Source organism: Enterobacter sp. 3U4 (assembly GCF_057224565.1).
Genome location: NZ_CP136665.1, coordinates 388,980 through 415,469, shown reverse-complemented (window position 1 = coordinate 415,469; position 26,490 = coordinate 388,980). Strand labels below are relative to the sequence as shown.

The 26,490-nt window shown below is 56.8% G+C and carries 20 protein-coding genes and 1 other RNA gene; 11 read left to right on the top strand and 10 right to left on the bottom strand.

Annotated elements, in window-relative coordinates; translation table 11 throughout:
- Positions 1-100 precede the first annotated feature (100 nt).
- Together RVY89_RS02035 and RVY89_RS02030 are read left to right on the top strand one after the other, a co-directional pair.
- A complete protein-coding gene (locus RVY89_RS02035; RefSeq protein ID WP_032623031.1) occupies positions 101-892 on the top strand; it encodes a cytochrome C assembly family protein in 792 nt (263 codons plus the stop codon).
- Positions 893-911: 19 nt separating this feature from the next.
- Positions 912-2,198: an HlyC/CorC family transporter gene (locus tag RVY89_RS02030; RefSeq protein WP_032640969.1), complete on the top strand. Its 1,287-nt coding sequence runs from the start codon at positions 912-914 to the stop codon at positions 2,196-2,198.
- Between the two features lie 52 nt (positions 2,199-2,250).
- Here the strand turns inward: RVY89_RS02030 and grpE are convergent, their stop codons facing one another.
- Positions 2,251-2,844 carry a nucleotide exchange factor GrpE gene (gene grpE / locus RVY89_RS02025; protein WP_023333122.1) on the bottom strand — a complete coding sequence of 198 codons (594 nt, stop codon included), beginning with the start codon at positions 2,842-2,844 and terminating at the stop codon, positions 2,251-2,253.
- A 122-nt stretch (positions 2,845-2,966) separates the two neighbouring features.
- Here grpE and nadK point away from each other — a divergent pair, with 122 nt between their 5' ends.
- From nadK to bamE, 3 genes are all read left to right on the top strand, one after another.
- Positions 2,967-3,845, top strand: a complete 879-nt coding sequence (nadK, locus tag RVY89_RS02020) for an NAD(+) kinase (RefSeq protein ID WP_008502500.1) — start codon at positions 2,967-2,969, stop codon at positions 3,843-3,845.
- A gap of 85 nt (positions 3,846-3,930) precedes the next feature.
- Complete coding sequence (gene recN / locus RVY89_RS02015) at positions 3,931-5,592, top strand: DNA repair protein RecN (protein ID WP_420277290.1); 1,662 nt, start codon at positions 3,931-3,933, stop codon at positions 5,590-5,592.
- 138 nt (positions 5,593-5,730) lie between these two features.
- Entirely contained in the window at positions 5,731-6,069 is a 339-nt protein-coding gene (gene bamE, locus RVY89_RS02010; RefSeq protein WP_023308883.1) for an outer membrane protein assembly factor BamE, read from the top strand.
- A 108-nt stretch (positions 6,070-6,177) separates the two neighbouring features.
- On the opposite strand, the gene RVY89_RS02005 is transcribed toward bamE, so the two are convergent.
- Together RVY89_RS02005 and RVY89_RS02000 are read right to left on the bottom strand one after the other, a co-directional pair.
- Positions 6,178-6,465, bottom strand: a complete 288-nt coding sequence (locus RVY89_RS02005; protein WP_484826759.1) for an RnfH family protein — start codon at positions 6,463-6,465, stop codon at positions 6,178-6,180.
- Positions 6,455-6,892 carry a type II toxin-antitoxin system RatA family toxin gene (locus RVY89_RS02000; RefSeq protein ID WP_024908332.1) on the bottom strand — a complete coding sequence of 146 codons (438 nt, stop codon included), beginning with the start codon at positions 6,890-6,892 and terminating at the stop codon, positions 6,455-6,457. The genes RVY89_RS02005 and RVY89_RS02000 overlap by 11 nt, the downstream gene beginning before the upstream one ends.
- Positions 6,893-7,048: 156 nt before the next feature.
- On the opposite strand from RVY89_RS02000, the gene smpB reads away from it, so the two are divergent.
- Both smpB and ssrA read left to right on the top strand, forming a co-directional pair.
- Positions 7,049-7,531 carry an SsrA-binding protein SmpB gene (gene smpB, locus RVY89_RS01995; RefSeq protein ID WP_008502505.1) on the top strand — a complete coding sequence of 161 codons (483 nt, stop codon included), beginning with the start codon at positions 7,049-7,051 and terminating at the stop codon, positions 7,529-7,531.
- Positions 7,532-7,620: 89 nt separating this feature from the next.
- Positions 7,621-7,984, top strand: a transfer-messenger RNA (tmRNA) gene (gene ssrA, locus RVY89_RS01990).
- Between the two features lie 141 nt (positions 7,985-8,125).
- Here ssrA and RVY89_RS01985 read toward each other — a convergent pair.
- The 3 genes from RVY89_RS01985 to RVY89_RS01975 form a co-directional block, all read right to left on the bottom strand.
- Positions 8,126-9,172, bottom strand: a complete 1,047-nt coding sequence (locus tag RVY89_RS01985; RefSeq protein WP_484827890.1) for a bifunctional transcriptional activator/DNA repair enzyme AdaA — start codon at positions 9,170-9,172, stop codon at positions 8,126-8,128.
- Positions 9,156-9,932: an isocitrate lyase/PEP mutase family protein gene (locus RVY89_RS01980; protein WP_484826758.1), complete on the bottom strand. Its 777-nt coding sequence runs from the start codon at positions 9,930-9,932 to the stop codon at positions 9,156-9,158. The genes RVY89_RS01985 and RVY89_RS01980 overlap by 17 nt, the downstream gene beginning before the upstream one ends.
- Before the next feature lie 125 nt (positions 9,933-10,057).
- Positions 10,058-10,855: a nucleotidyltransferase domain-containing protein gene (locus RVY89_RS01975; protein WP_484826757.1), complete on the bottom strand. Its 798-nt coding sequence runs from the start codon at positions 10,853-10,855 to the stop codon at positions 10,058-10,060.
- A gap of 330 nt (positions 10,856-11,185) precedes the next feature.
- Here RVY89_RS01975 and RVY89_RS01970 point away from each other — a divergent pair, with 330 nt between their 5' ends.
- Positions 11,186-11,989 (top strand): DUF4225 domain-containing protein, encoded by an 804-nt coding sequence (locus tag RVY89_RS01970; protein WP_484826756.1) that lies wholly within the window; start codon positions 11,186-11,188, stop codon positions 11,987-11,989.
- Here the strand turns inward: RVY89_RS01970 and RVY89_RS01965 are convergent.
- Positions 11,967-12,281 carry a hypothetical protein gene (locus RVY89_RS01965; protein WP_045909269.1) on the bottom strand — a complete coding sequence of 105 codons (315 nt, stop codon included), beginning with the start codon at positions 12,279-12,281 and terminating at the stop codon, positions 11,967-11,969. The genes RVY89_RS01970 and RVY89_RS01965 overlap by 23 nt on opposite strands.
- A gap of 402 nt (positions 12,282-12,683) precedes the next feature.
- Here RVY89_RS01965 and RVY89_RS01960 point away from each other — a divergent pair, with 402 nt between their 5' ends.
- The gene (locus RVY89_RS01960) at positions 12,684-13,040 is read left to right on the top strand and encodes a hypothetical protein (protein ID WP_023333137.1); all 357 of its coding nucleotides are present in this window, start codon (positions 12,684-12,686) and stop codon (positions 13,038-13,040) included.
- 105 nt (positions 13,041-13,145) lie between these two features.
- Complete coding sequence (locus RVY89_RS01955; RefSeq protein ID WP_484826755.1) at positions 13,146-13,706, top strand: YceI family protein; 561 nt, start codon at positions 13,146-13,148, stop codon at positions 13,704-13,706.
- Here the strand turns inward: RVY89_RS01955 and RVY89_RS01950 are convergent.
- The 3 genes from RVY89_RS01950 to RVY89_RS01940 are packed head-to-tail and all read right to left on the bottom strand — an operon-like array spanning position 13,698 to position 15,551.
- Positions 13,698-14,489 (bottom strand): anti-sigma factor family protein, encoded by a 792-nt coding sequence (locus RVY89_RS01950; RefSeq protein WP_484826754.1) that lies wholly within the window; start codon positions 14,487-14,489, stop codon positions 13,698-13,700. The two genes, RVY89_RS01955 and RVY89_RS01950, sit on opposite strands and share 9 nt — an antisense overlap.
- A complete protein-coding gene (locus RVY89_RS01945; protein ID WP_484826753.1) occupies positions 14,486-15,016 on the bottom strand; it encodes an RNA polymerase sigma factor in 531 nt (176 codons plus the stop codon). Before RVY89_RS01945 ends, RVY89_RS01950 begins: the two co-directional genes overlap by 4 nt.
- A gap of 7 nt (positions 15,017-15,023) precedes the next feature.
- The gene (locus RVY89_RS01940) at positions 15,024-15,551 is read right to left on the bottom strand and encodes a tetratricopeptide repeat protein (RefSeq protein WP_024908319.1); all 528 of its coding nucleotides are present in this window, start codon (positions 15,549-15,551) and stop codon (positions 15,024-15,026) included.
- Between the two features lie 763 nt (positions 15,552-16,314).
- Here RVY89_RS01940 and RVY89_RS01935 point away from each other — a divergent pair.
- Positions 16,315-26,421 (top strand): BapA/Bap/LapF family large adhesin, encoded by a 10,107-nt coding sequence (locus RVY89_RS01935; RefSeq protein WP_484826752.1) that lies wholly within the window; start codon positions 16,315-16,317, stop codon positions 26,419-26,421.
- Positions 26,422-26,490: the final 69 nt, after the last annotated feature.

Here is a 26,490-nt window from a genome sequence, read left to right as displayed (position 1 = left end):
ATAACATGAAGGCGCCTTTGTTGTTATGCAACGGTTGGAGCAGGCGTCACGTAACGTTATACTGCTTCTCTTTCTTATTAAGACAACTGTCGATGCCTATATGCCTGTTTTCGCACTGATCGCCCTTGTTGCCTACTCTGTCAGCCTCGCGCTGATCATTCCCGGACTGCTGCAAAAAAACAGCGGCTGGCGGCGCATGGCTATTCTCTCGGCGGTGATCGCACTGATTAGCCACGCCTTTGCGCTGGAATCACGCATCATCCCCGGCGACGGCAGCGTGCAAAACCTGAGCGTCCTCAACGTCGGCTCGCTGGTCAGCCTGATGATCTGTACGGTAATGACCATCGTCGCGTCTAAAAATCGCGGCTGGCTGCTGCTGCCGATTGTCTACACCTTCGCGCTGATCAATCTGGCCCTCGCCACCTTTATGCCTAATGAATTCATTACGCATCTTGAGGCCACCCCGGGGATGCTGGTGCATATCGGCCTGTCGCTCTTTGCCTACGCGACGCTGATCATCGCCGCGCTTTACGCCATGCAGCTCGCCTGGATTGACTACCAGCTGAAAAACAAAAAGCTGGCGTTTAACCATGAAATGCCGCCGCTGATGGTCATTGAGCGTAAGATGTTCCACATCACCCAGGTGGGCGTGGTGCTGCTGACGCTCACGCTTTGCACGGGCCTGTTTTACATGAAGAACCTGTTCAGCGTGGAGAATATTGATAAAGCAGTGCTCTCCATCATCGCGTGGTTTGTCTATATTGTCCTGTTATGGGGCCATTATCATGAAGGCTGGCGCGGTCGTCGCGTGGTCTGGTTCAACGTCGCGGGTGCGGGCATTCTCACCCTTGCCTATTTTGGCAGCCGCTTCATACAGCAATTTGCTGGCTAAGTAACAAAAGGAGTTCCCCCTGGAACACATCTCTACCACCACGCTGATCGTTACGCTGATCGTCATGGTGGTCATCTCCGCCTATTTCTCCGGCTCGGAAACCGGCATGATGACCTTAAACCGCTACCGGTTACGGCATCGTGCTAAACAGGGTAACCGCGCCGCCCGTCGCGTTGAAAAACTGCTCCGCAAGCCGGATCGCCTGATAAGCCTGGTGCTTATCGGCAACAACCTCGTCAACATTCTGGCCTCTGCCCTCGGCACCATCGTCGGGATGCGCCTGTACGGCAACGCCGGGGTGGCGATTGCCACCGGCGTGCTGACGTTCGTGGTGCTGGTGTTTGCCGAAGTGCTGCCGAAAACTATCGCCGCGCTTTACCCGGAGAAGGTCGCTTACCCGAGCAGCTTCCTGCTGGCACCGCTGCTGATCCTGATGATGCCGCTGGTCTGGCTGCTGAACATGGTGACGCGCGTCCTGATGCGGATGGTGGGAATCAAAGCCGATGTCACCATCAGCAGCGCGCTCAGCAAAGAAGAGCTTCGCACCATCGTGCATGAATCCCGCTCACAGATCTCCCGGCGCAATCAGGACATGCTCCTGTCGGTGCTGGATCTGGAAAAGGTGAGCGTGAACGACATCATGGTGCCGCGTAATGAAATCGTCGGTATCGACATCAACGACGACTGGAAAGCCATCGTTCGCCAGCTGACGCACTCCCCGCACGGGCGGATTGTGCTGTACCGCGACTCGCTGGATGACGCCATCAGCATGCTGCGCGTGCGCGAAGCCTACCGTCTTATGACCGAGAAAAAAGAGTTTACCAAAGAGGTAATGCTGCGAGCCGCCGACGAAATTTACTACGTGCCGGAAGGAACGCCGCTCAGCACGCAGCTGGTGAAATTCCAGCGCAACAAGAAGAAGGTCGGCCTGGTGGTCAACGAGTACGGCGATATCCAGGGGCTGGTGACGGTCGAAGATATTCTGGAAGAGATTGTCGGGGACTTTACCACCTCAATGTCGCCTTCCCTCGCGGAAGAGGTCACCCCGCAAAACGACGGCTCGGTGCTGATTGACGGTAGCGCGAACATTCGTGAACTCAACAAAGCCTTTAACTGGCATTTGCCGGAAGATGAGGCTCGGACCATTAACGGGATGATTCTGGAAGCGCTGGAAGAGATCCCGGCGGCGGGCACGCGGGTGCGCATTGAGCAGTACGATATTGATATCCTGGACGTGCAGGACAATATGATTAAGCAGGTGAAAGTCCTGCCCGTTAAACCCCTGCGCGAAAGTATCGCGGAGTAAGGCTGTAGGCCGGGTGAGGCGAACGCCGCCACCCGGCACTACGGATAGCGAATTACGCTTTCGCTTTCGCCACGGTCACCATCGCCGCGCGAATGGTACGGCCGTTCAGGGTGTAACCTTTCTGCATCACGCCCAGCACTTTACCGGCTTCCACCTCTTCTGACTCCACCATCGCAATCGCCTGGTGAACGTTTGGATCCAGCGGAACGTTGGTATCGGCAATCACTTCCACGCCAAACTTACGCACCACGTCGAGCATGGATTTCAGCGTCAGTTCGATACCTTCGATCATCGCCGCGTTGTCCGGATTCGCTTTGTCAGCCACTTCCAGCGCGCGATCGAGGCTATCAATTACCGGCAGCAGTTCGTTGACGAATTTCTCCAGCGCAAATTTATGCGCCTTCTCTACGTCCTGCTCGGTACGGCGACGCAGGTTTTCCATTTCCGCCTTGATGCGCAGAACACCATCGCGTTCGCGATTCTGTGCTTCTACCAGCTGGGCTTCCAGATTCGCAATTTTTTCATCGCGCGGGTCCACCTGCTCAGCAGATGCGTCTGGCTCTACAGCCTCAACTTCATCGTGCTGTTCCGTGATAATTTCTTCAGGGGCTTGCCCCTCAGGCGTTTTCTGTTCTTTACTACTCATGAATTTCTCCGCGTTTTTCTGCATTCATCTCGCTAACTTCGCTTATTATGGGGATCAGTTTCCGGGATTCAAGGGAACAAGACAGATTGTCATCATTCATCAGGCACAAGGACCTCCAGAAAATGAATAATCATTTCAGGTGTATTGGGATCGTCGGGCATCCGCGTCACCCTACCGCACTAACGACACATGAAATGTTGTATCGCTGGTTGTGTAGCAAAGGCTATGAAGTGATGGTCGAGCAGCAGATTGCCCAGGAGCTGCAGCTGAAGAGCGTCAAAACCGGCACGCTGGCGGAAATTGGCCAACAGGCCGATCTCGCCGTGGTAGTGGGCGGCGACGGCAACATGCTCGGCGCGGCCCGCACGCTGGCGCGCTATGACATTAAGGTTATTGGCATCAACCGTGGCAACCTCGGCTTTTTAACCGACCTCGACCCGGACAATGCGCAACAGCAGCTGGCCGACGTGCTGGAAGGCCACTATATCAGCGAAAAACGCTTTTTACTGGAAGCGCAGGTGTGCCAGCAGGACTGCCAGAAGCGCATCAGTACCGCGATTAACGAGGTGGTCCTTCACCCCGGTAAAGTGGCGCACATGATCGAGTTCGAAGTCTATATCGACGAAATCTTTGCCTTCTCCCAGCGTTCTGACGGGCTGATTATCTCCACCCCGACCGGCTCAACTGCCTACTCGCTTTCTGCCGGCGGCCCGATTCTGACGCCTTCGCTGGATGCCATCACCCTAGTGCCGATGTTCCCGCACACGCTCTCCGCCCGCCCGCTGGTCATCAACGGCGACAGCACGATACGTCTGCGCTTCTCGCACCGCCGTAACGACCTGGAGATCAGCTGCGACAGCCAGATAGCGCTGCCGATCCAGGAAGGTGAAGATGTTCTTATTCGCCGGTGTGATTACCACCTGAATTTGATTCATCCGAAAGATTACAGCTATTTCAACACATTGAGCTCGAAGCTTGGCTGGTCAAAAAAATTGTTCTGATTTTGCATCCAGTACTTTACTGTATAAAAAACCAGTTTATACTGTATGAAAACACAGTTATGGTTTTTCATACAGGAAAACAATTATGCTGGCACAACTGACCATCAGCAATTTTGCCATAGTTCGTGAGCTTGAGATCGATTTCCACAGCGGCATGACGGCGATCACCGGGGAAACCGGTGCAGGTAAATCCATTGCCATTGATGCCCTCGGCTTGTGCCTTGGCGGCCGCGCCGAGGGCGACATGGTGCGCATGGGCGCAAACCGTGCCGACCTGTGCGCCCGTTTCTCCCTGAAAGACACCCCTGCCGCCCAGCGCTGGCTGGAGCAGAACCAGCTCGAAGATGGACGTGAGTGTTTACTACGCCGCGTGATCAGCAGCGACGGTCGTTCACGTGGCTTTATCAACGGTACGGCGGTTCCGCTCTCCCAGCTTCGCGAGCTCGGACAACTGCTTATCCAGATCCACGGCCAGCACGCACATCAGCAACTCGTCAAACCTGAACAGCAGAAAGCGCTGCTGGATGGCTATGCGGGTGAGTATGCGCTTACTCAGCTTATGGCAGAGCACTATCGCCAGTGGCATCAGAGCTGCCGTGAACTTGCCCAGCACCAGCAGCAAAGCCAGGAGCGCGCCGCACGTGCGGAGCTGCTGGCGTACCAGCTTAAAGAGCTAAACGAATTCAACCCGCAGCCGGGTGAGTTTGAGCAAATCGACGAAGAGTACAAGCGGCTGGCGAACAGCGGCCACCTGCTCTCAACCAGCCAGAATGCGCTTAACCTGCTGGCAGATGGCGAAGACGTGAACCTGCAAGGCCAGCTGTATAACGTCCGCCAGCTGATTACCGAACTGGTCGGCATGGACAGCAAGCTTTCTGGCGTTCTGGATATGCTGGAAGAAGCGGCGATTCAGATCTCCGAAGCCAGTGACGAACTGCGCCACTACTGTGAGCGTCTGGATCTCGACCCTAACCGTCTGTTTGAGCTGGAGCAGCGTATTTCCCGTCAGATTTCACTGGCGCGCAAGCACCACGTCACGCCGGAAGAGCTGCCGGGCTACTATCAGTCTCTGCTGGAAGAACAGCAACAGCTTGACGATCAGGCCGACTCGCAGGAAACCCTCTCTCTGGCGGTGAATCTGCACCATGAACAGGCGCTGGCGACAGCGCAAAAGCTGCATGAAATCCGTCAGCATTACGCCCAGGAGCTAAGCCAGCACATCACCGACAGCATGCACACGCTGGCGATGCCGCACGGTGTTTTCACCATTGATGTCCGCTTTGAAGAGAACCACCTGACGGCGGAAGGTGCGGACCGCATCGAGTTCCGCGTCACTACCAACCCGGGGCAGCCGCTGCAGGCTATCTCCAAAGTGGCCTCCGGCGGTGAACTGTCGCGTATTGCGCTGGCGATTCAGGTGATCACCGCGCGTAAAATGGAAACCCCGGCGCTGATTTTCGATGAAGTGGATGTCGGCATCAGCGGCCCAACGGCGGCGGTGGTGGGTAAACTGCTGCGCCAGCTCGGCGAATCAACGCAGGTGATGTGTGTCACCCACCTGCCGCAGGTTGCGGGCTGTGGTCATCATCACTTTATCGTCAGCAAAGAAACCGACGGTGAAATGACTGAAACGCACATGAAGCCGCTGGATAAACGTGCGCGTCTGCAGGAGCTGGCACGCCTGCTCGGCGGCAGCGAAGTCACGCGTAACACACTCGCGAACGCGAAAGAACTGCTGGCGGCATAAACTTTTTCGGGATCTCAGGGTCATACAGAACAACAAAAACGCCGCCAGACCGGTTTCAAAGTGGGGCAAGGTCTATTATCATCGGCATATTACATATGAGCCGCGTTCTGCTCGGGCCCGAAAAGGAATCAAATCACTATGCGTTGTAAAATGCTGACCGCTGCCGCAGCGGTTCTTCTGATGTTGACCGCAGGCTGTTCCACTCTGGAGAAAGTGGTTTACCGTCCTGACATCAACCAGGGGAACTACCTTACCCCTAACGATGTGTCCAAAATCCGCGTGGGGATGACACAACAGCAGGTCGCTTATACACTGGGAACCCCGATGATGTCCGATCCGTTCGGCACTAACACCTGGTTCTATGTATTCCGTCAAAAGCCGGGCCACGAAGATGCGACCCAGCAGACCCTGACGCTGACCTTCAGCAGCGCCGGCGTGTTGACCAACATCGACAACAAGCCTGCCCTGACCAAATAATCAGAAGTCAGAAATGCAAAAAGGTGCTCATTGAGCACCTTTTTTGTATCTGAATTCTTACGCAGAATCGTAGCCCCGGTTAGCGAAGCGCCACCGGGGGAGAAAGAGCTACTTACCCGCTTTCTCCGCACGCTGACGACGCAGCTCTTTCGGGTCGGCAATCAGCGGACGATAAATCTCCACCCGGTCGCCCTCTTTCAGCATATCACCCAGCTTCACCGGACGGCTGTAAATCCCGACCTTATTCTTCGCCAGGTCGATATCGCTGCGAAGCTCAAGTATGCCGGAAGCACGGATGGCCGCCTCAACGGTCGCTCCCTCTTCCAGCGTCACGCGCTGCAGATACTGCTTCTCCGGCAGAGCGTACACCACTTCTACAGCAATCTTATGCGACACTGTAAACCTCTTTGGCGCGAGTGGTGAACGCCTGAACCATATTCGACGCCAGCTCTTTAAAGATGCGGCCAAACGCCAGCTCAATCAGCTTATTGGTAAATTCAAAGTCCAGCTGGAACTCGATGCGACAGGCGTCAGCGCTCAGCGGCGTAAACTTCCAGCCTCCCATCAGGGTTTTAAACGGACCATCCACCAGATGCATCAAAATACTCTGATTGCTGGTCAGCGTATTGCGGGTGGTGAACGTCTTGCTGATCCCCGCTTTGGAGACATCCACCGCCGCGGTCATCTGCGTCGGGCCGGACTCCAGAACGCGGCTTCCGGTGCATCCCGGAATAAATTCTGGATAAGACTGAACATCGTTCACTAACTGATACATTTGTTCCGCGCTGTAAGGCACAAGCGCAGTACGGCTAATCTGAGGCATAGCATTTCCCATGGTCACACAACGGACAAATAATAACATTTATCACCTGTTAAAAAAACGCTAAGCCTCATCTCGTGCTAAGATAGCGCGTTAGACCTCACGGGACGCAATGAGGTGACTTTTTGAAATCAGATTACCGACGGCTTTACGACACTTATGACGAAGAAAAAAGCACATAAACCAGGCTCGGCGACCATTGCGCTCAACAAGCGTGCTCGCCACGAGTATTTCATTGAAGAAGAATTCGAAGCTGGCCTTGCGTTGCAGGGCTGGGAAGTAAAATCGCTGCGCGCCGGGAAAGCCAACATCGGCGATAGCTACGTGATCCTGAAAGATGGCGAAGCCTTCCTGTTCGGCGCGAACTTTACGCCGCTAACCGTCGCCTCCTCACACTACGTGTGTGACCCAACGCGCACGCGCAAATTGCTGCTGAACAAGCGTGAGCTGGAATCCCTCTACGGACGCATCAACCGTGAAGGTTTCACCGTGGTCGCCCTGTCGCTGTACTGGAAAAACGCCTGGTGCAAAGTGAAAGTTGGCGTTGCGAAGGGTAAAAAACAGCACGACAAACGTACTGACCTGAAAGAGCGCGAGTGGCAGTTGGACAAAGCGCGCATAATGAAAAACGCAGGACGTTGATTCTGCACACTTATTGTACTATTCAATAAGTTAGCGTTCCGGGCTGGTATCCAGGAAGTGAAATCTGGTATACTCAGTTCAACACTATTGGGGCTGATTCTGGATTCGACGGGATTTGCGAAACCCAAGGTGCATGCCGAGGGGCGGTTTGCCTCGTTAAAAGCCGCAAAAAAATAGTCGCAAACGACGAAAACTACGCTTTAGCAGCTTAATAACCTGCTCTGAGCCCTCTCTCCCTAGCTTCCGCTCTTAAGACGGGGATCAAAGAGAGGTCAAACCCAAAAGAGATCGCGTGGAAGCCCTGCCTGGGGTTGAAGCGTTAAAACTAATCAGGCTAGTTCGTTAGTGGCGTGTCTGTCCGCAGCTGGCGTGCGAATGTAAAGACAAACTAAGCATGTAGTACCGAGGATGTAGAAATTTCGGACGCGGGTTCAACTCCCGCCAGCTCCACCAAAATTCTCCATCGGTGATAACCAGAGTCATCCGATGAAGTCCTAAGAGCCCTCACGGCGCAAGCCCTGCGGGCTTTTTTGTGCCCTCAATTTCTCCCGCCAGACCCATAAAATTTCCCGGCGACACAGAAACATCACGCAATTAAAGATTATTTCTCTCATGCTCAATGAGCCATTCTTTGCGTGAAATCCCCCCTCCGTAACCTGTCATCGCGCCATCTTTTCCAATTATCCTGTGACAGGGGATCACAATCGCAATCCGGTTGGCACCGTTAGCTGCAGCGACGGCGCGCACAGCATTGGGCTTATTAAGCCGTAGTGAAATGGCCTGATAGTGTGAGGTCTGTCCATAGGTAACAGCACGCAACGCATGCCAGACGGATTGTTGAAAATCACTGCCCGGAGCATCTAAAGCGAGATCAAACTGTCGGCGCGTTCCGGCAAAATACTCGCCGATCTCTTTTACCGTCTGCCGGGTATGGCTGTTTTCTCCGGTGACGATTCTGGCGTTAAATAAACGCTGGATATCGCGAAATTCTGTTTCTAACATCCGGCGATCGGTAAACTCCAGCAGACAGACTCCCCGCTCTGTCGCGCAGACAAACATCGGTCCAAGCGTCGTAGTAAACCGGTGAATGACTATCACCTGGGTTGCCTGAGTCGGCGCTGCGCCAGTAAGACGCTTGTAGGTATAACCAAACCCGCTCAGGGATTCATAGCCATTGTCCAGCGCAACGTCAGTCGCCGCGCGCCCACTTTTCAGCTCCTGCAGGGCAACGTTCACCCGCTGCATTCGCTGGAAAGCCTGAAAAGTGATGCCGTGATGTTGCAGGAACCAGCGCCTTACCCGCTCCGGGCTGATGCCATGCTGACGAAGCTCCGCGTCTGCTACACGGGATTTGATATCGCGCCTGACAAGCGCAAGCGCCTGCTCAACGAATAATGGCGCGCTGTGCGCATTTTCAGCGGGTCTGCAGACTTTACACGGACGAAAACCGTCCGCCAGGGCAGATTTGGCATCTTTATAAAATTCGACATTTTCGCGTTTGGGCTTTCGCGCCCGGCATACCGAAATGCAAAATACGCCAGTGGTTTTGACGCCAACAAAAAACACGCCAGTGTAGTCTGAAGCACGTTCAAGTAATGCCTGATACCAGATATCACACAGATTTTTATCGGTTATTTTCATCACCAAAAAGTCCTTCAAACGTCTGACGAGAAAGGATCGCATGCATGACATCAGTCAGCGTTGACTGAATAGATGAATGAACAAAATTGCCCATTGAAATGCGCCTTACCCCGGCCCGTTTCAGCCTGTCGAATGACGGAAGATCGGGCATACACATAACATTCAGGGGCAGATCCGTTGCCTCTGCAATGAGGCTGATGTCTTTCTCTGACGTCAGGCAGGGAACAAAAAGGCCGTCAGCACCTGCGGCTTTATAGCGTTGACCCCGTAATATCGTCTCCTGCAACGCGGCTTCATGCCCGAGCAGGTAAGTGTCAGTCCGGATGTTCAGAAACAGGCTGTAATTTTCGCTTCTCAGCGTATCGCATACTGTTCTCAGGTTACGGGAAAAATCAAAGGCATCGTCAAGCTGACGAACCCCGTTTATGACTCGGCTGTCTTCGAGATTAACGCCTGCGACGCCTGTCTGAGCAAGGCGCCGCAGATTGCCTGCTATCTCTTCGGCTGAATCACCATACCCTGCTTCCATGTCAACGCTCAATGGCAGGCTGCTGGCAGCCCGGATCCGGGTGACCATATAAAACAACTCATCAAACGGCATTCCCTGCCCGTCGTCATATCCCAGTGTGGACGCTATAGCTGCACTGGACGTTCCCAGAACCTGGTAGCCTGCTTTTTGCGCTGCGACAGCACTGGCGGCATCCCAGACGTTGGCGATAAGAAGAGGCTCATGCTGATAGTGGCGTTCTGCAAAGTTCATATTCATATCCTCTCGATAGATTGAAAATGAATCTAAGCACTCAGGAAGAACCTCACAACCGAAATTCAGACGACCATTTTTTAGCAAACGTCGACTGAACATGGGGGCGGAACAGACTAAACCTTCTAAGGTCGGGTTCTGGCTTCGAGCATGGCAATAACCGCCCAACGAGCCGCATCGTCTGCGATATTTTCCGGCAGCGCATCAGCCCGCAGCGTGATATAAGCATCAACAGCTTTTCTGATGGCCATGCTGACGGAATCACGATCGTGCGTTGCCAGCGTGGAAGTCAGCAGGGCATCAGGATCAATGCTGAGGAATTCGATGCGGCGAACCCCGCGTTGCGGTAGATTTGCTCGACGGTATAGCATCGGCCCCAGCACTTGCTCCCGAAAGAATGCCAGCATGCCTATCGCTTCAAAGAGTTCTCCCCTTTCCAGTTTCACGACCGCGTAATGAAGCCAGATCCAGGCTCGGGACTCAAACCACTCCGGCGTCATGTTGGGCCAGTGAGCGCTAAATTTTGCCAGCTGGCGCTCCAGAGCCAGGTTATCACGGGTAAATAACACCGCTGGTTCCTCAACGCGTTGAGTGAGCATTTCGAGGGTGACAAATTTCAGATCGACATGAAGGAGTTCGGGGCCATACAGGCAGATAAGCAGACGAGGCTCTCCCACATGTTCCCCGGTGAAAGCATGGAGCAGGTGACCCAGAGTTCCGGCGAACACAATACGCTGAGCCATGATGTCGTCATAATAGAGAGGGTCTACCACAACGACAAAATCGAGATCGGAGTATTTATCGAACCCGCCATGAACAAGCGAGCCGCCAGCGAGAAGGGAATGAATCCGCGAATCAGACTGAAATTTAAGCTTGAGTTGCTCTGCAAAACTTCTGTGTAAATCGGGTAACGTACTAAGCATACTTTTTCCTGTTCACAAAAAAGACAAAGCATTACAGAATATCGCGCTATTTATAGGCAGGCCAGATATTTTTTGCAGGAACAATAATGTCCTGAGAGGTTTCTCCCGATGCGTTATATTGCCCTGTAAATTCGGAGAAATTTCTGACCATCGTAGATTACTCGGATATCTGACTAACATAGTCGTACCAGTAAAGGCAACAAAGCAGTCCTTATGAGATTATGACACGGCCCTCTGCGTAGCCCTTGCTCTGCAAGAACATATGCAAACGAGTAAACATTGTTATATGCTTTTGGCCGGTGCTGGCATAACGCGTTCCTGAGGATATATATGGACATTTCACTGCTTACAGGACAACAGACAAACGCATGGTCAGCGACCATGATTAATCTGGAAGCACGTAAACTCATTAATACCGCAAATAGGGAAGCTGCTGACCATCTCAAAGATGGGCTCACCAGAATTCAGTTTATGGAAGACATTAAGTCTTTTATCACTGAGCAATTTTCTCTTGCCCGCAGAGCGAAATCCGACGAAGAAGGGATTTCCTATATAAAAAATCTCAGGGCAGAGAACGAAAATCTTCTTGAACAAGATCGCCTGCTCAGAACGAAAGCTGCGCAGCTTTATGTAAGGGTTGAGTTCATTAAGGAAAACAATAAAGTTGTTGGCTATGTCATTTCCGCTGTACAGGTTGTTTTTGCTGGGTTACAAGCCGCAGGTGGATTACTCCTTGCGAGCTCGATGACGCCTGTCGGTGTGTTGTTAGGTGCCACACTGGTCATTGATGCGGCTAATACCGTATCCAGAGAAGTGAATAATCAATTACTGAACGAAACTGATTCGCAGGGATTTGTTGCTGACACAGCAATGTCGGTTGCAGAGTTTATGGGATTTCGCGGTGAGACTGGTCTGGCTGCGTATAAAACGGTAAGCCTTGCTGCAAATGCGTACAGCGTATTCGGCTTACTTCGCAAACCGGGTTCCTGGCGTCTTTTTTATTTTATGCGCTCAGATTTTTACAGAAAAATGGACTCTATGAGTCGGCCAAAACTCACCATGAAAATCATCGGATATGGCATAAACGCAAAAATTGTTTTTGACTTGCTGTCTATTGATAATAATCCTGCTTAAAACGCCAGGCTTTATACGTTAATTTGAGGGGAGTCATCCAACAGAAGATACCAAAGATAAACACTACAGCAATGCCTGATGAGATGATATTTTCTCGGGAAGCAAAGCATACCGCCAGGATGAACAGAACCGTAAGTACGACGGAAAGAATGATTGTCCCTTTAAACCGATTTGAAAGCGCAGGAAGCAAAATATCCAGCGTCGAATGCTGAGTATCCACATAACGTTTAAGCTTTTGCAGCTCTTCTTTTGTGAAACCCGACCTAAGCAACGCTTCTTCTGTTATCGCCATGACATTCCTCTCCTTTTAATCAGAGCCAGTATACCGTGATCTTTGCAAAAAAAAACCGACCAACGGGCCAGTAGTTGATATTGTTAACCCCCTGACATTGACAAATATCAACACCCTCTCACTCCCTCCTGTGCAAAATTACCCACACAACCCAGCGCTACGGAATAGCCGCTCAACCCGAAAGGAATCCCATCATGTACAGACCCATAACCGTCATAATATTCATTCTCCTGACCCTCGCCGCCCTCGCGGAAATAGGCTTTTTATCCTTTGGATAATCCTCAGGCGAAGTACCTCACATGAGGGCTCATTGATCTCATTACAGTTTTTTCCTAAAGCCATCCCGCTTCGCCTGTGCCATGCTGAATCACGCTCATAACCGAAACGTTAAATGAGGATATTATGAAAAAAACAATTATCGCATTATCTGCCGTTCTGCTGGCTTCCCCAGTATTTGCTGCGACCACACATGCAACTGACGATACCGTCGCTGCGGCGAACGCAAACGCCAACGAGGCGAAGCAAAAACTGCACGAAGAGCAGAACAAAGGTGAAGAGCTGAAGCTGAAACAGAAGCATGCAGCGGAAGGCAAGAGCGAGAGCCTGGGCAGCAAGGTCAGCGAAGATTCCCAAAAAGCCTGGCATAAAACCAAAGAAGGCACCGAGAAAGGGTGGGATGCCACCAAAGAAGGCGCTGAGAAAGGCTGGAACAAAACCAAAGAAGGTGCCAGCGAGCTGGAAAAGAAAGTCACTGAGTAAGTATTTATACTCACAAAAAGGTCGCGCTTGCGGCCTTTTTTATTTCTTCGAATATAATTAGCACCTCGGGCGTTTACGCAGTGCGCACTTATCGGAGAAACCACGATGTATCGCCTTTTGGCCTTTCTGACCGTTCTGCTGTTATGCCCTTCCCTGCATGCCGCCCCAAAAAGCTACCTTATCGACACCGATAACACCGCCATTCGGCTCTCGTGGCATGCCTTCGGCGGCATCCTCTCCTGGGCGACATTCAGCGGCGTGACGGGCGCCGTGACCCTCAACCCGGAAAACGACGTCGACGACCATATTCACGTCACCATTCCCGTAGCGACTCTCGTCGCCTCAAACAAGCTGCTTACCTGGCAGCTGAAAAGCGACATGTTTTTTGATGCGGAGCACTACCCGACCATTGAGTTCATCAGCTCTCGCGTGGTCGCCCAGGGCGACGGGCGGTTCAGGGTGTTCGGCACGCTGACCGTGCGCAACATCGCCCGCCCGGTGATCCTGGAGGCCGTGGTGAAAGACCCGCACGCGCAGTCCCTCACGCTGGATGCCACCACGGCGATCTCGCGCGCGTCCTACGGGATGGATAAGTTTGCGCTGGTGGTGGACGATCGTATTGCCATCGCCATTGCGATTAAGACAAACGACGTGCCGTCATCCTGAGATAAGGCGCCGCAGCTGCTCCGCGTTTTCCCTCAGGTGAGACGACGGGTTGCGGCCAATAAGAACAAACTGGAAGCCCGCCTCCTGCCACCACGCCAGGTTCATGCCGTGCCGCTGCTCCTGGCGAAGAGAGGCCGTCGTCTTCTCATCCAGAGGAGAGATACAGAGCGCCATCGGGCCGTAGTCGGCGTTGATCCAGGCAATCTGCGCAATCGAGGTGGTTTCATAGCGCAGCATTCGCACCATTTTCAGCTCTGCCCCCTGCAGGACAAGCTGCGACATGTGCAGCTTCATGCCGATATCCTGCGCGGCCCGCTCCAGCCCGCGCTGCAGTACCGGCGTTGCGCTGTCCATATCCAGCAGCGTCTCGACGCTGTACAGGGACATATATTGCGCTTCGAGGTCGCGAATATGGGCATTCTCATCCGCTGGAGCGGAAGCGGGCCGCAGCAGGTAGCCCAGCCCGGAGCCGACCATCAAAAAACTGACCGACGCGGCAATCAGCACCCGCCTGCTGACGCCAGACGGCGTGGAAGACTGTGGTTCGGGAATCGCGGCCAGACGCGCGTGCATCGTCTCCAGAGGAGCGTCATCCAGCAGAGAGGCAAACGCCCCGGCGAAATCCTGGCTGCTTTTCATCAGTTCGGCGGCTCGCCCGGAGAGGTGTTCGTCACTTGTCATCTGTTCTTCAAATTTCTGCGCGTCGGCGCGACACATCTCGCCATCTATCCAGGCCACGATGGCGTCGTCGTTATAGGGCGGTGTAAAACGGTGCGCGTTCAAGAGCGTTTCTCCTTTACCGGAGGCAGTATGTCAGCAGATCTGGCAAGCCGAGCCCGCGCCGTCGCCAGCCGGCTCATCACGGTACCGATCGGCACCGCCAGGGTCTCTGCCGCCTCCTGGTAGGTAAAGCCTTCGACATAAACCAAAAATACCGCATTGCGCTGGGCTTCAGGCAGCGCGTTAACGCGCTGCATCACCTTCAGGTAATGCAGGCGCGTCTCATTCTGTTCGCGAGTGTCCGGTGCCAGCAGCTCGTCGCTGGCAACAAATCCCTGCCCCTGTCGAACGTGTCGTGCCCGAAGCTCAGAGATCCAGATGGAGTGCAGGATCGCGAACAGCCACCTGTCGATGCGCGTACCCGGCGTATACTGGCTGCTTCTTTCAAGCGCGCGCACGCAGGTGGACTGAACCAGCTCTTCGGCGATATCTCTGTTTCGCGACAGCACCAGCCCGTAGCGCCAGAGGCGCGGCAGGTGTGCGGCGAGCTGTTGACGAACCTCACGGGTTGCGATGGGGTTTCCCTCCACGAGAAAATCAGGATTCCGGATGTCCGTTGATGGCCGCCTGCAGGTCACGGTACTCCTCGCAGGACTGGCCACAAATACCGGCAATCACCTTCAACTGTTCTTTCGCGAGGTCCGGACGTCCTTTCACCATCCACGCTTCACCGAGATACTCCCGGGCTTTGGCATAATCCGGGGCGATCGCCAGCGCGCGCTGGTAGTAACCAATCCCTTCGTCCGTGCGGCCCAGTTTGCGCGTGGCGAACCCGCGATAGTTCCACGCTTCAGCCGTATTGCCATTTTTCAGCGAATCAAGCAGATTGAGCGCCGCCTGGTACTCGCCTTTCTTCGCGAGATGGTACGCATAGTTGGTTTTGTCCTGGTCGCTGAGGCTGCTGCTCTTGTCCGGCACGCATTTCTGGGTAGCGCTGTCATACACCTGTCCGGCAGGACAGTCGGGCGTTTTGCTCTCGGTACTATTATTGCCCATTGCCAGCGCCAGTGGGGACAGCAGGGAAAAAATCAGCACTGGGATCAAACGGAACGAGGTCGTGTTCATATAAAGCTCCAGGGTAAGAAGGGAGTGACGTCAGTAAACGCCCGACTGACGATTTTTATTCATTCTCCCCGTAATTTTTTTGCTGGCGCAAAATCATGCTGACGTTGTAGCCCAATGAAATTAAATCAGGTTATTCACCTTCACCTTAACGTTATTATTTCGCGTGATAGCAGAGTTTTAACCCCGCACAAGAATATATTTTATTGTTCAAGTGATATAATATATCTTACATCAAAAACGTTACCCTAACTTAAATGAATATTAAGCAGATTTAAATAATATCGTTTTACATTATATTCAAAATATCCCCTACCAATTATCACAGTGCGTAAACCGCACTAAGAATAAACATTGCGCACCCAAATCAAATCAATACAAAACAACAGGTTATATCAAGTCAATTGTTAACAGCATCAATAGATTAATGCCCTCCACATTGTTTTTGAACTTATTTACGAAAGCTGAATTTGCACAACTCGTGTTTTCTGTCTATATCATTTTTATATCCTCGAAAATAATTCCCCTATTAATTACAGGGTTTTACAAAACATAAAACACGAATAAAACGGTTCTCTTTCATTAGAAATTAGATTCGCTCTGATGTTGCCACTCTGAATCCTGGCGGGCATCGTGCGCGCTAAAAACAACGGTCAGTGCTGCGTTTGCGTTATAACAGCGACTGCGCCGGGGGCGCCCTTTACCTTCTGCAGAGATGGCTCGTCTTGCTCGCCGTTCATGACACATCTGCTGGAGTAATGCCTAAATGAGCCAAATCTCTGTTATATCGAAACTTACTGGCGTGGAAACGACCACGGAAGGCACACAGGTTACGCTGAGCCATTCCTCTATCGTTGAGCTTCATATCGAGCGAGCGAGCGTCTCCCACTTCGCGCGAAATGGTAACGATCTGCTGGTTACGCTGCACTCCGGCGAGGTGATCACCCTTAAAAACTTCTACGTCACGGACGCGCAGGGCGTGAGCCAGCTGGTACTGCAGGACAGCGAGGGCGCATTATGGTGGATTGAAGATCCGACCGGAGCCGCAACGTATGAATCTATCGCGTCCACGGACGTGCTGCTTGCGGCCTCCGGGAGCGACGCCGGTGGTGCCGCCATCTGGCCATGGGCACTGGGCGGCATTGTCGCAGCTGGCGGCATCGCGGCGGCGGCAAGCACCGGTGGTGGTGGCGGCGGCGGTGGTGATGGCGATGGCGGCAATAACAATAGCCCCAACCCCAACACACCCGTCGATCCTGCCGATCCGGATACAACGCCGCCGAACGCACCTTCCGGCCTTAAGTTCTCTCCAGATGGTAAAACCGTCACCGGTACCGCTGAACCCGGCAGTACCATCACGCTGAAAGACGCGAACGGGAACGTTATTGGCTCAGGAAAAACGGGCAGCGACGGCAGCTTTACCGTTTCCCTCGGCACACCGTTGACTAACGGCGAGCAGGTGACTGCCACCGCGACGGATAGCGCCGGGAATACCAGCCCGGGCACAACGCTCAACGCACCGGACATCACCGCGCCCGATGCGCCAGCAATCACCAGCGTAACGGATGATATTGCCCCGCAGACGGGAACAGTCAGCAACGGAGGCAGCACCAACGATCAGCGCCCGCAGCTTACCGGTACCGGCGAAGCGGGCTCGACCGTGACGATTTATGACGGTGGAGTCGCCATTGGTACGGCGGTGGTCGCCAGCAACGGCACCTGGAACTTTACCCCGTCGGTTGATCTGAGTGAAAGAACTCATGAGATTACCGTACGGGCAACCGATGCCGCGGGCAACACCGGGCCTGCCTCACCGGTGTTTACCCTGACGGTGGATCTTACTCCGCCGGACGCGCCGACCGCGATTGTGCTGACCGACGATACGGGCGCTATCAGGGGAACCATCACGTCGGGCGCGCTTACCGATGCTTCACTGCCGATCCTGGCGGGAACCGGCGAGCCCGGCGGAACCATCACCATTTACGATAACGGCGTGGTGATTGGCACAACGACGGTGCAGCCCAACGGCACCTGGAGCGTCACGCCGAACGGCCCGCTCCCGGAAGGGACACACTCCATAACCGTCACTGAAACCGATGCCGCCGGAAACCTGAGCGCGAGCTCAGAGCCTGTCATCTTCACCGTTGACACCACGCCGCCGTCTGCCCCTGGAAACCTCGCGGTGTCGAATGATGGCGGCACCATCAGCGGCATCGCGGAAGCCGGCAGCACGGTGACCATCCGTGAAGGCGATGTCACTCTTGGCACGGTTGTTGCGGACAGCCAGGGTAACTTCAGCCTGACGCTGACCCCGCCGAAGCTCAACGGCGAAATCCTGACCGCTGACGCCACCGACACGGCAGGCAACACGGGACCAGCAACCGCCGCCGCATCACCGGATATTACTCCACCGGCGACGCCAATTATCGTATCTGTGATTGATGACGTGCAGGCCAGCACCGGCCCCGTGGGCCCAAACGGGGTTACCAACGACCGGGCGCCGACCGTGACCGGAACGGGGGAAGCGGGCTCCACCATCACGGTTTATAACGGCAGCGATGTCCTCGGTACGGTGGTTGTTTCCTCTTCCGGCCTGTGGAGCTTTACGCCGCCTGCACCGCTGGCCGATGGCATCTGGGTACTGACCGCGAAGGCGACGGATGTAGCCGGTAACCCGAGCGGGTTATCAGATTCGTGGACAATTACCATCGACGGCACGGCGCCTGGCGCCCCGGTAATTTCACAAGTCGTGGACGATGTCCCCGGCCGCACCGGTTCGCTCGACATTAATGAGACCACTAACGACGCCACCCCAACGCTCAGCGGTACCGCCGAACCAAACGCAACGGTCACCCTCCGCGTGGACGGCGTTGCTATTGGTACGACCGTAGCCAATGGCCTTGGCGTGTGGATCTTTACCCCAAACACCCCGATCGCTGAAGGGCCACATATCCTGACAGCCGTCGCAACTGACGCGGCGGGCAACACCAGCGACGTCTCCAACAGCTGGGGCATCACCATTGACAGCGTTGCCCCGGGAGCGCCGGTCATTACCCAGGTTGTGGATGACGTGCCAGAGCGTCTCGGCGCGCTCAATTCTGGCGACAGTACTAACGACACCACGCCAACGCTCAACGGCACCGCGGAGCCGGGCTCAACCGTCACCATCCGCCAGGACGGCGTCGATGTCACAACGATTGTGATCGACAGCAGCGGCACGTGGACCTATACCCCGACCACGCCGCTCGTTAACGGCACCTATACCTTTACCGCCGTCACCACCGATGGGGCGGGTAACACCAGCCAGCCGTCAAGCGGCTTTACTCTGACCGTCGATACCACGCCGCCAACAGCAGCCACTATCGCCACCGTGACCGATGACGTCGGCGGCGTTCAGGGCACGCTCAGCAACGGCGATTCCACGGATGACACCCAGCCGCTGCTGCAGGGCTCCACCCCGGCGGATACGGTGATCACCGTTTATGACGGTGCCACCCTGCTCGGCACCGCCACCCTCGACGGCAGCGGCGGCTGGAGCTTTACACCCGTTAGCCCGCTCACCGACGGCCCGCATTCCCTGACGGTTCACGCCACGGATGCCGCCGGCAATACCACGATTTCCAGCCCGTTTGTATTGACGGTGGATACCGTCGCGCCTGCCACGCCGGATATCCCGGCAATCACCGTCAACCCTGACGGCACAGAAATACCGTTGAACCCGGGAGAAACCACCCGCGACACCACGCCGACCCTTAGCGGTACCGGCAATCCGGGCGATACCGTGACGATATACAACGGCGGCGTCAAACTTGATGATGTGCTCGTGGACGGTACCGGCAACTGGACCTGGACACCATCAACCCCGCTGCCTAACGGCACCTATGACATTACCCTGACCGTCACCAACATGGACGGCACGGGCAACGAAAGCGCCCCATCGCAGCCGGTCACCATCACCATTGATACCGACCCGCCGGCTACGCCTGCGGCACCGACCGTCACCGACAGCGTCACCCAGATCACCGGCCCCGTTCCCGATGGCGGAACCACTAACGATCCTCGCCCGGTCCTGAGCGGCACCGGCACGCCGAACGACGTAATCAACATCACTGACACCGTCAACGGCATATCCACCGTTGTGGGCACCGTCACGGTAGACAGCAGCGGCAACTGGAGCTGGCGTCCTGGCAGCGACATTGCCGAGGGCAGCCACGCCTGGACCGCCACCGCCACCGATGAAGCAGGCAACATCTCTGACCCGTCGCCAGCGATTACGATCGTCGTGGATACCGTGGCGCCACCTACGCCGGTGATTGGTGCAGTGGGCGGCGCGCCTGATGGTGGTTTTACCACGGATTCGACGCCAGCGGTCGGCGGCACCGGCGCCATCGGTGAGAGAGTGATCGTCTACAACAACGGCGTCGAATTAGGACGCGTAACGGTGAATGGTACTGGCGAATGGTCCTTCACCCTGCCACAACAAACGGACGGCCCGCTAAACATTACCGTGGCGGGCGTGGACACAGCGGGCAACCTTAGCGCGCCGAGTGCGGTCTTTACCGTCACGCTAGATACCGTTGCGCCTGGGATACCGCAGATTAATGCCGTCTCAGACAGCCAGCTTACCAACAACGTGCTCTACACCCGCGACGGCACGCCGACCCTTACCGGGACCAGCGAACCCGGCACCACCGTTATCATCTCCATCGACGGTAGCCCGTCGGGTGTGCCGGTCACGATACAGCCGGACGGCAGCTGGAGCTGGACTGCAGGTACAACCCTGCCGGATGGCCCTCATACCTTCACCGTCTCGTCTGTCGATCCTGCCGGTAACACGTCAGGGAGTTCCGCACCGCTGAGCGTGACGGTGGATACCGCCGCGCCTGCAAATCCGAGCGGCATGGCCCTGGCTCAGGAAGGAACTCCTCTGACCGGTAACGCCGAGGCAGGAAGTACCGTTACCGTGAAAGACAGCGGTGGGACCGTTATTGGTAGTGGCGTTGCCGCAAGCGACGGCAGCTTCTCCATTGCGCTGAGTCCGGCGCAGCTGGACCCGACCACGCTGACCGTGACCGCCACAGATGCCGCTGGAAATGCCAGCCCTGGCGCGTCCTTTATCGTTACCGATTCACCGCTCGACCTGCCGCAGGTGCCGGTCATTACGGCCATCAACGATGACGTCGCCCCGATCGTCGGCGACGTGAAAGGCAAAACAACCAACGACACCACGCCAACGCTTACCGGTACGGCTCAGGCGGGAAGCCTGATCGCCATTTATCAGGACGGTGGCGTAACGCCCGTGACGACGGTGACCGCCGACGGCAGCGGCAACTGGAGCTATACGCCGACCGCGCTTGGCGAAGGGCTGCACACCTTTGAGGTGACCGCGACCCTCAACGGCCAGACCAGCGGCCGCTCTCCGGCGGCCAGCGTCACCGTCGACCTCACCGCACCGGGCACGCCGACCATCGGCGCCGTGATTGACGACGTCGGTCCGGGTACCGGCCCGCTGACCAGCGGCCAGACCACCAACGACAACCAGCCGACCCTCACCGGCACCGGCGCGGTGGGCGATACCATCTCCATTTACAACAACGGCGTGCTGCTGGACAGCGTGGTGATCGGCAACACCGGCACCTGGAGCTTCACCACGCCAGCCCTGGCAGAGGGCAATAACGTCCTGACCATCCGCGAGACCGATCCGGCGGGGAATCAGAGCGGTCCTTCGGCGGGCTTCACCGTCGTGGTGGACTCCGTTTCCGCCACGCCGGTCATCACCAACGTCACGGATAACGTCGGTAACGCCGCCACCACGGTGGTTAGCGGCACCGAGACCAACGACGCCACGCCAACCCTTTCGGGGACAGCGGACGCAAACAGCGTGGTGACCATTTTCGACGGCGGCGCTCAGATTGCCGTGGTAACGGCTGACGGCACCGGCGCGTGGACATTTACTCCTGACACCGCGCTCGGCGAAGGCACGCACAGCTTCACCGTCCGGGCGACCGACCCGCTGGGCAACGTCAGCGCGGTCTCAACGCCCTGGAGCGTGGTGGTTGACCTGACGGCACCGACGGTTCCGACGCTGGATAATGTGAATGACAACGCCCCTGGCGGCGTCACGGGCAACCTCACCAGCGGCCAGGTGACCAACGACAGCACACCGACCATCAGCGGCACCGGCCAGGCGGGCAGCACGATTCACATCATGAACAACGGCACGCAGATTGGTACGGCGCTCGTTGACGGAAGCGGCAACTGGACCTTTACACCGACCGCGCCGCTGGGCGACGGCAGCTACTCCCTGCGCGCGTATGCAACGGATACAGCAGGCAACGCCTCGGCGAACTCGTCGGTCTTCGCCTTTACCATTGATACCGCAGCTCCCGGCGTACCGGTGGTGACGAGCGTCATTGACGATATCGGTCCGGTCACCGGGACGCTCACGTCGGGTAACAGCACCAACGACGCGCGTCCAACCTTCAACGGCACGGGCGACGTGGGTGCTACAGTGCACGTGATCGTTGATGGTACCGAAATTGGCACTGCCGTGGTCAATGCCCAGGGTAACTGGACCTTCACCCCGGGCACCGATCTGGGCGAAGGGCCGCACGCGATCGTCTTCAACGCCACCGACGCGGCTGGCAACACCGGCAGCACGACGGCGCCGTTTAACCTGACGGTGGACACGGTCGCGCCGTCGGCACCGGTCATCTCGACCGCGGGTGACAACGCGGGCAGCATTCAAACCCCGCTCTCTTCCGGGCAGAGCACCGACGACACCACGCCGACGCTGAACGGCACCGCGACCGCCAACGCCACGGTCACCGTTTATGAGAACGGCCAGCCTGTCGGCACCGTGCAGGCGGACGGTACCGGCGCATGGAGCTTTACGCCGTCAACGCCGCTGGCCAGCGGCAGCCATACCTGGACCGCCACGGTCACCGATGCGGCTGGCAACGTCAGCCCGAACTCGCCGGACTTTACCCTCATTGTTGATACCACCGCACCGAACGCGCCGGTTATCAGCCAGGCGATAGACGACGTAGGCAGCATCACCGGCCCGCTTACGTCCGGGCAAACAACCGACGATACCGTTCCGCGCCTTGCCGGAACCAGCGAACCGTTTGCTACCGTTAAGATCTATGAGGGAACCACGCTTGTCGGAACGGGCACCGCGGATGGCAGCGGGAGCTGGAGTATCTTGCTCACCACCACGCTGTCGAGCGGTCCGCACAGCTTCACCGCGCAGGCCACGGATGCGGCAGGCAACACCAGCGTGTCGTCGGCCAGCTTCAGCCTCACCGTCGACACCACGCCGCCTGCGCTGCCGGTGCTGACCAGCATTCTGGATGACGTGGGCAATGCGGCGACGCCGGTTGCCAACGGCGGTTTCACCAACGACGCGCAGCCGACCCTCACCGGTACGGCGGAAGCAGGGTCAACGGTGAAAATCTTTGATAACGGCGTACAGATCGGCAGCGTGACGGCGACCGGCGGGGCGTGGAGCTTTACGCCATCCCCGGCGCTGAGCAACGGCGCGCACACGTTGACCTTTACCGCTACCGATGCGGTGGGCAACGCCAGCGCGCCTACCGCCGGGTATGTGATTAACGTCGATACCCTCCCGCCAGCCGCGCCGGTCATCAGTTCGGTGATTGATGATGTCGGCAGCGTTACCGGGCCGGTAACCGGTACGAACCCGACCAACGATACCCGACCAACGCTGAGCGGGACGGCCGAAGCGAATGCCACGGTAAGGATCTACGATGGCATTACGCTGGTAGGCACGGTGACCGCCGACGGCAGCGGCAACTGGACCCTGCCGCAAACCACCACGCTGACGCAAGGAACGCATAACTTCACCGCCACCGCCACCGATGCGGCGGGCAACACCAGCGTGGCGTCAGCCGTGACGACGATTATCGTCGATACAACCGCCCCAACGGCGCCGACCGGAACCTTCAACGCCGACGGTAGCGTGCTGACCGGGACTGCGGAAGCCGGCAGCACCGTCGCGATCCGCCTTGCGGACGGTACGACGGTGACCGCCATTGCGGGCAGCAACGGCACCTACAGCTACACCTTCATTAACAAACAGACCGAAGGCCAGACGCTGCAGATCACCGCTACCGACGTCGCGGGCAACACCTCCCTGCCGGGCTCTGCCCTTGCGCCGGTGGTGCCGCTCTCCGCCAGTAATAACGTAGAGGAGCTGAACCTCAGCACCACGGCGACCGTGACCAACAGCCAGTACAGTGACTACGGCTTCCTGCTGGTCGGCGCCGTGGGCAACGTCCTGACGCTGATCGGTAATGACACCGCGCAGGTGAACTTCTCGGTGGTCAGCGGCGGCAGCGCGGATATCGTGGTGAACGCCAACGCTACGGGGGCGGTGCTCTCTCTGCTCAATACCCTTGAGCTGGTAGTGCAGCACTACGTCAACGGCGTCTGGACTACCGTGGTGGACACCGGCCAACCGCAGTTTGCCGATCTCCTGACCCTCGGCGCAACCGGCGTATCGCTGAACCTGTCCGGGCTGGCTGACGGTAACTACCGCGTGCTCAGCTACAACACCAACCTGCTGGCGACCGGCTCTTACACCAGCCTCGACGTGGCGGTGAAAGAGACCGGACCGGGTACGGTCACGGGCGATACCAGCCTCAACGGCAACGTGATCCTCGATACGGATCCGACCGCCGGCAGCGACAACGCGCCGGCCGGAACCACCATCTCCGCGGTCACTAACGCGCAGGGGGTCACCACCAGCGTGAACGCCGACGGCACGGTGATCCAGGGCCAGTACGGTACGCTGACCATTAACCGCGACGGCAGCTATACCTACAGCCTGACCGACACCAGCGCCGCGGTCATTGGCCGGACGGAGAGCTTCACCTACACCATCACCCATAACGGCGTCAGCGCGTCGGCGAACCTGGTGCTGTCTCTGGGTGCCGGTACGGTAGTCAACGGCATTGTGGCGGTGGACGACACGGCCTCGCTGACCTTTGACACCACCGTGAGCGAGATTAATAACGGCGCCTCGTCTCAGAACGGTTTTACCCTGGTAGGCATTAATCTCGGCAGCACGCTGGGGCTTAACCTGCTGGACGACATGACCAACCCGATTATCTACAACGTGGAGGAAGGCACGACCCGCACCATGACCATTCAGGCCTCCGTGGGCGGCGTGGCGCTGGCATCGGTATTCGATCTGTACGTCTATAAGTTCAACAACGCTACCCAGACCTTCGAGCAGGTTCGCGTCGAGTCGGGCTGGCTGCGCGCCCCGCTGCTGGGGGGCACGTCATCCCAGCTGACGCTGAATCTGCCTGCCGGGGAGTACCTGTTCTTACTCAATACCGCATCGGGGATCGCCGTCCTGACGGCCTACACGCTGAGCGTCCTGCAGGATCATGTCTACAGCGTGGCGAGCATCAGCGAAACTACCACGGGCGACGTGCTGGCGAATGACCCTGTTCCGGCGGGCACGGTAGTTACCGAAGTGAACGGCGTGGCGGTCAACAGCAGTGGAACAACCACTATTCAGGGGGAATACGGCACGCTGACCATTAATTCGTCCGGTCAGTACACCTACACCCTGAGGAGCGGCGTGGGGGCGGACCATATCAGCACGCCGGACACCTTCGTCTACACCGTTACCGCGCCTGACGGCTCGAAGGATACGGCATCGCTTAACATCACCCCAACCGCGCAGGCGATGAATGCGGTCAACGACGTCAGCACCGCAATGGACGTCACCTCGGTGCACCACACGTCGGTCTACTCCGATACCACCGTGGGCGTCGCCAGCTGGACGACCGCGGTGCTTTCATCAACCCAGGGCAGCGGCAGCGGAACCTTCGTGGTCGACCCGAACACCGCGCTGCATAACGCGTCGCTGCACTTTAGCGTGGTCTCGCTGCTGGCGCTGGGCGGGCTGACGGTGAACTGGACGATTAGCGATGCCAACGGCGCGATCCGCAGCGGCTCCTTCAGCGGCGCCTCGCTGCTGGGCGGCAGTATCGACGTCCCGCTGACCGGGCTGGATCTCAACGCCGGGACCTATACGCTGAGCTTTACCGGTAGCGTACCGGGGCTCAGCGTCGGGAACATCACCATCACGCCAAGCGTAAACGGCACCACCTACTCGCTGACTGACTTCGACGCGACCGGCACCCACACCGTCAACGGCAATATCTTTGACGGCACCGATTCTGGCGGCGTGCTGGATCAGCTCCACTCGGTGGACACCCGCCTGAGCGTGACCGGCTACAACGGCGTGACCACCACGCTTGATCCGTATACCGGCAGCGCAACGGTGAATATCACCGGCCATTACGGCGTCCTGGCGATCGGCGCTGACGGCCACTACACCTATACCCTCAACAGCGGGGTATCGCTCTCAACCATGACCTCGAAGGAGACCTTCAACTACACCCTGACCGACTCTGCCGGAAGGACGGACAGCGCCACGCTGACTATCAATATGGCGCCGCAGTTCATCAGCTCGGAGCATAACGACACCATCACCGGCACGGCCTACGGCGATACGCTGATTTACCAGGTGCTGAACAGTACGGTAGGGAATGCCACGGCGGGTAACGTCAGCAGCACCGCGGGCGATCACTGGACCGGCTTCTCGCTGGCGCAGGGGGACAAGATCGACATCGGCGATCTGCTGGTGGGCTGGAACGGTAGCGCCTCGACGCTGGGGAATTATCTCCATGTTACTAATAGTAATGGCAATACCGTGATCTCCATCGACCGTGACGGTGCGGGGGGCACCTACACTAATACCACGCTCGTTACGCTTGATGGCGTTCAGACCACCTACGACGAGCTTGTTAACCAGCAGCACATCATTACCTGATAGCACCTGCAGTACCTAACCCGGGCGCACAGCGCCCGGGCATAAATAATAAAGCCGTACTCTTTTTAT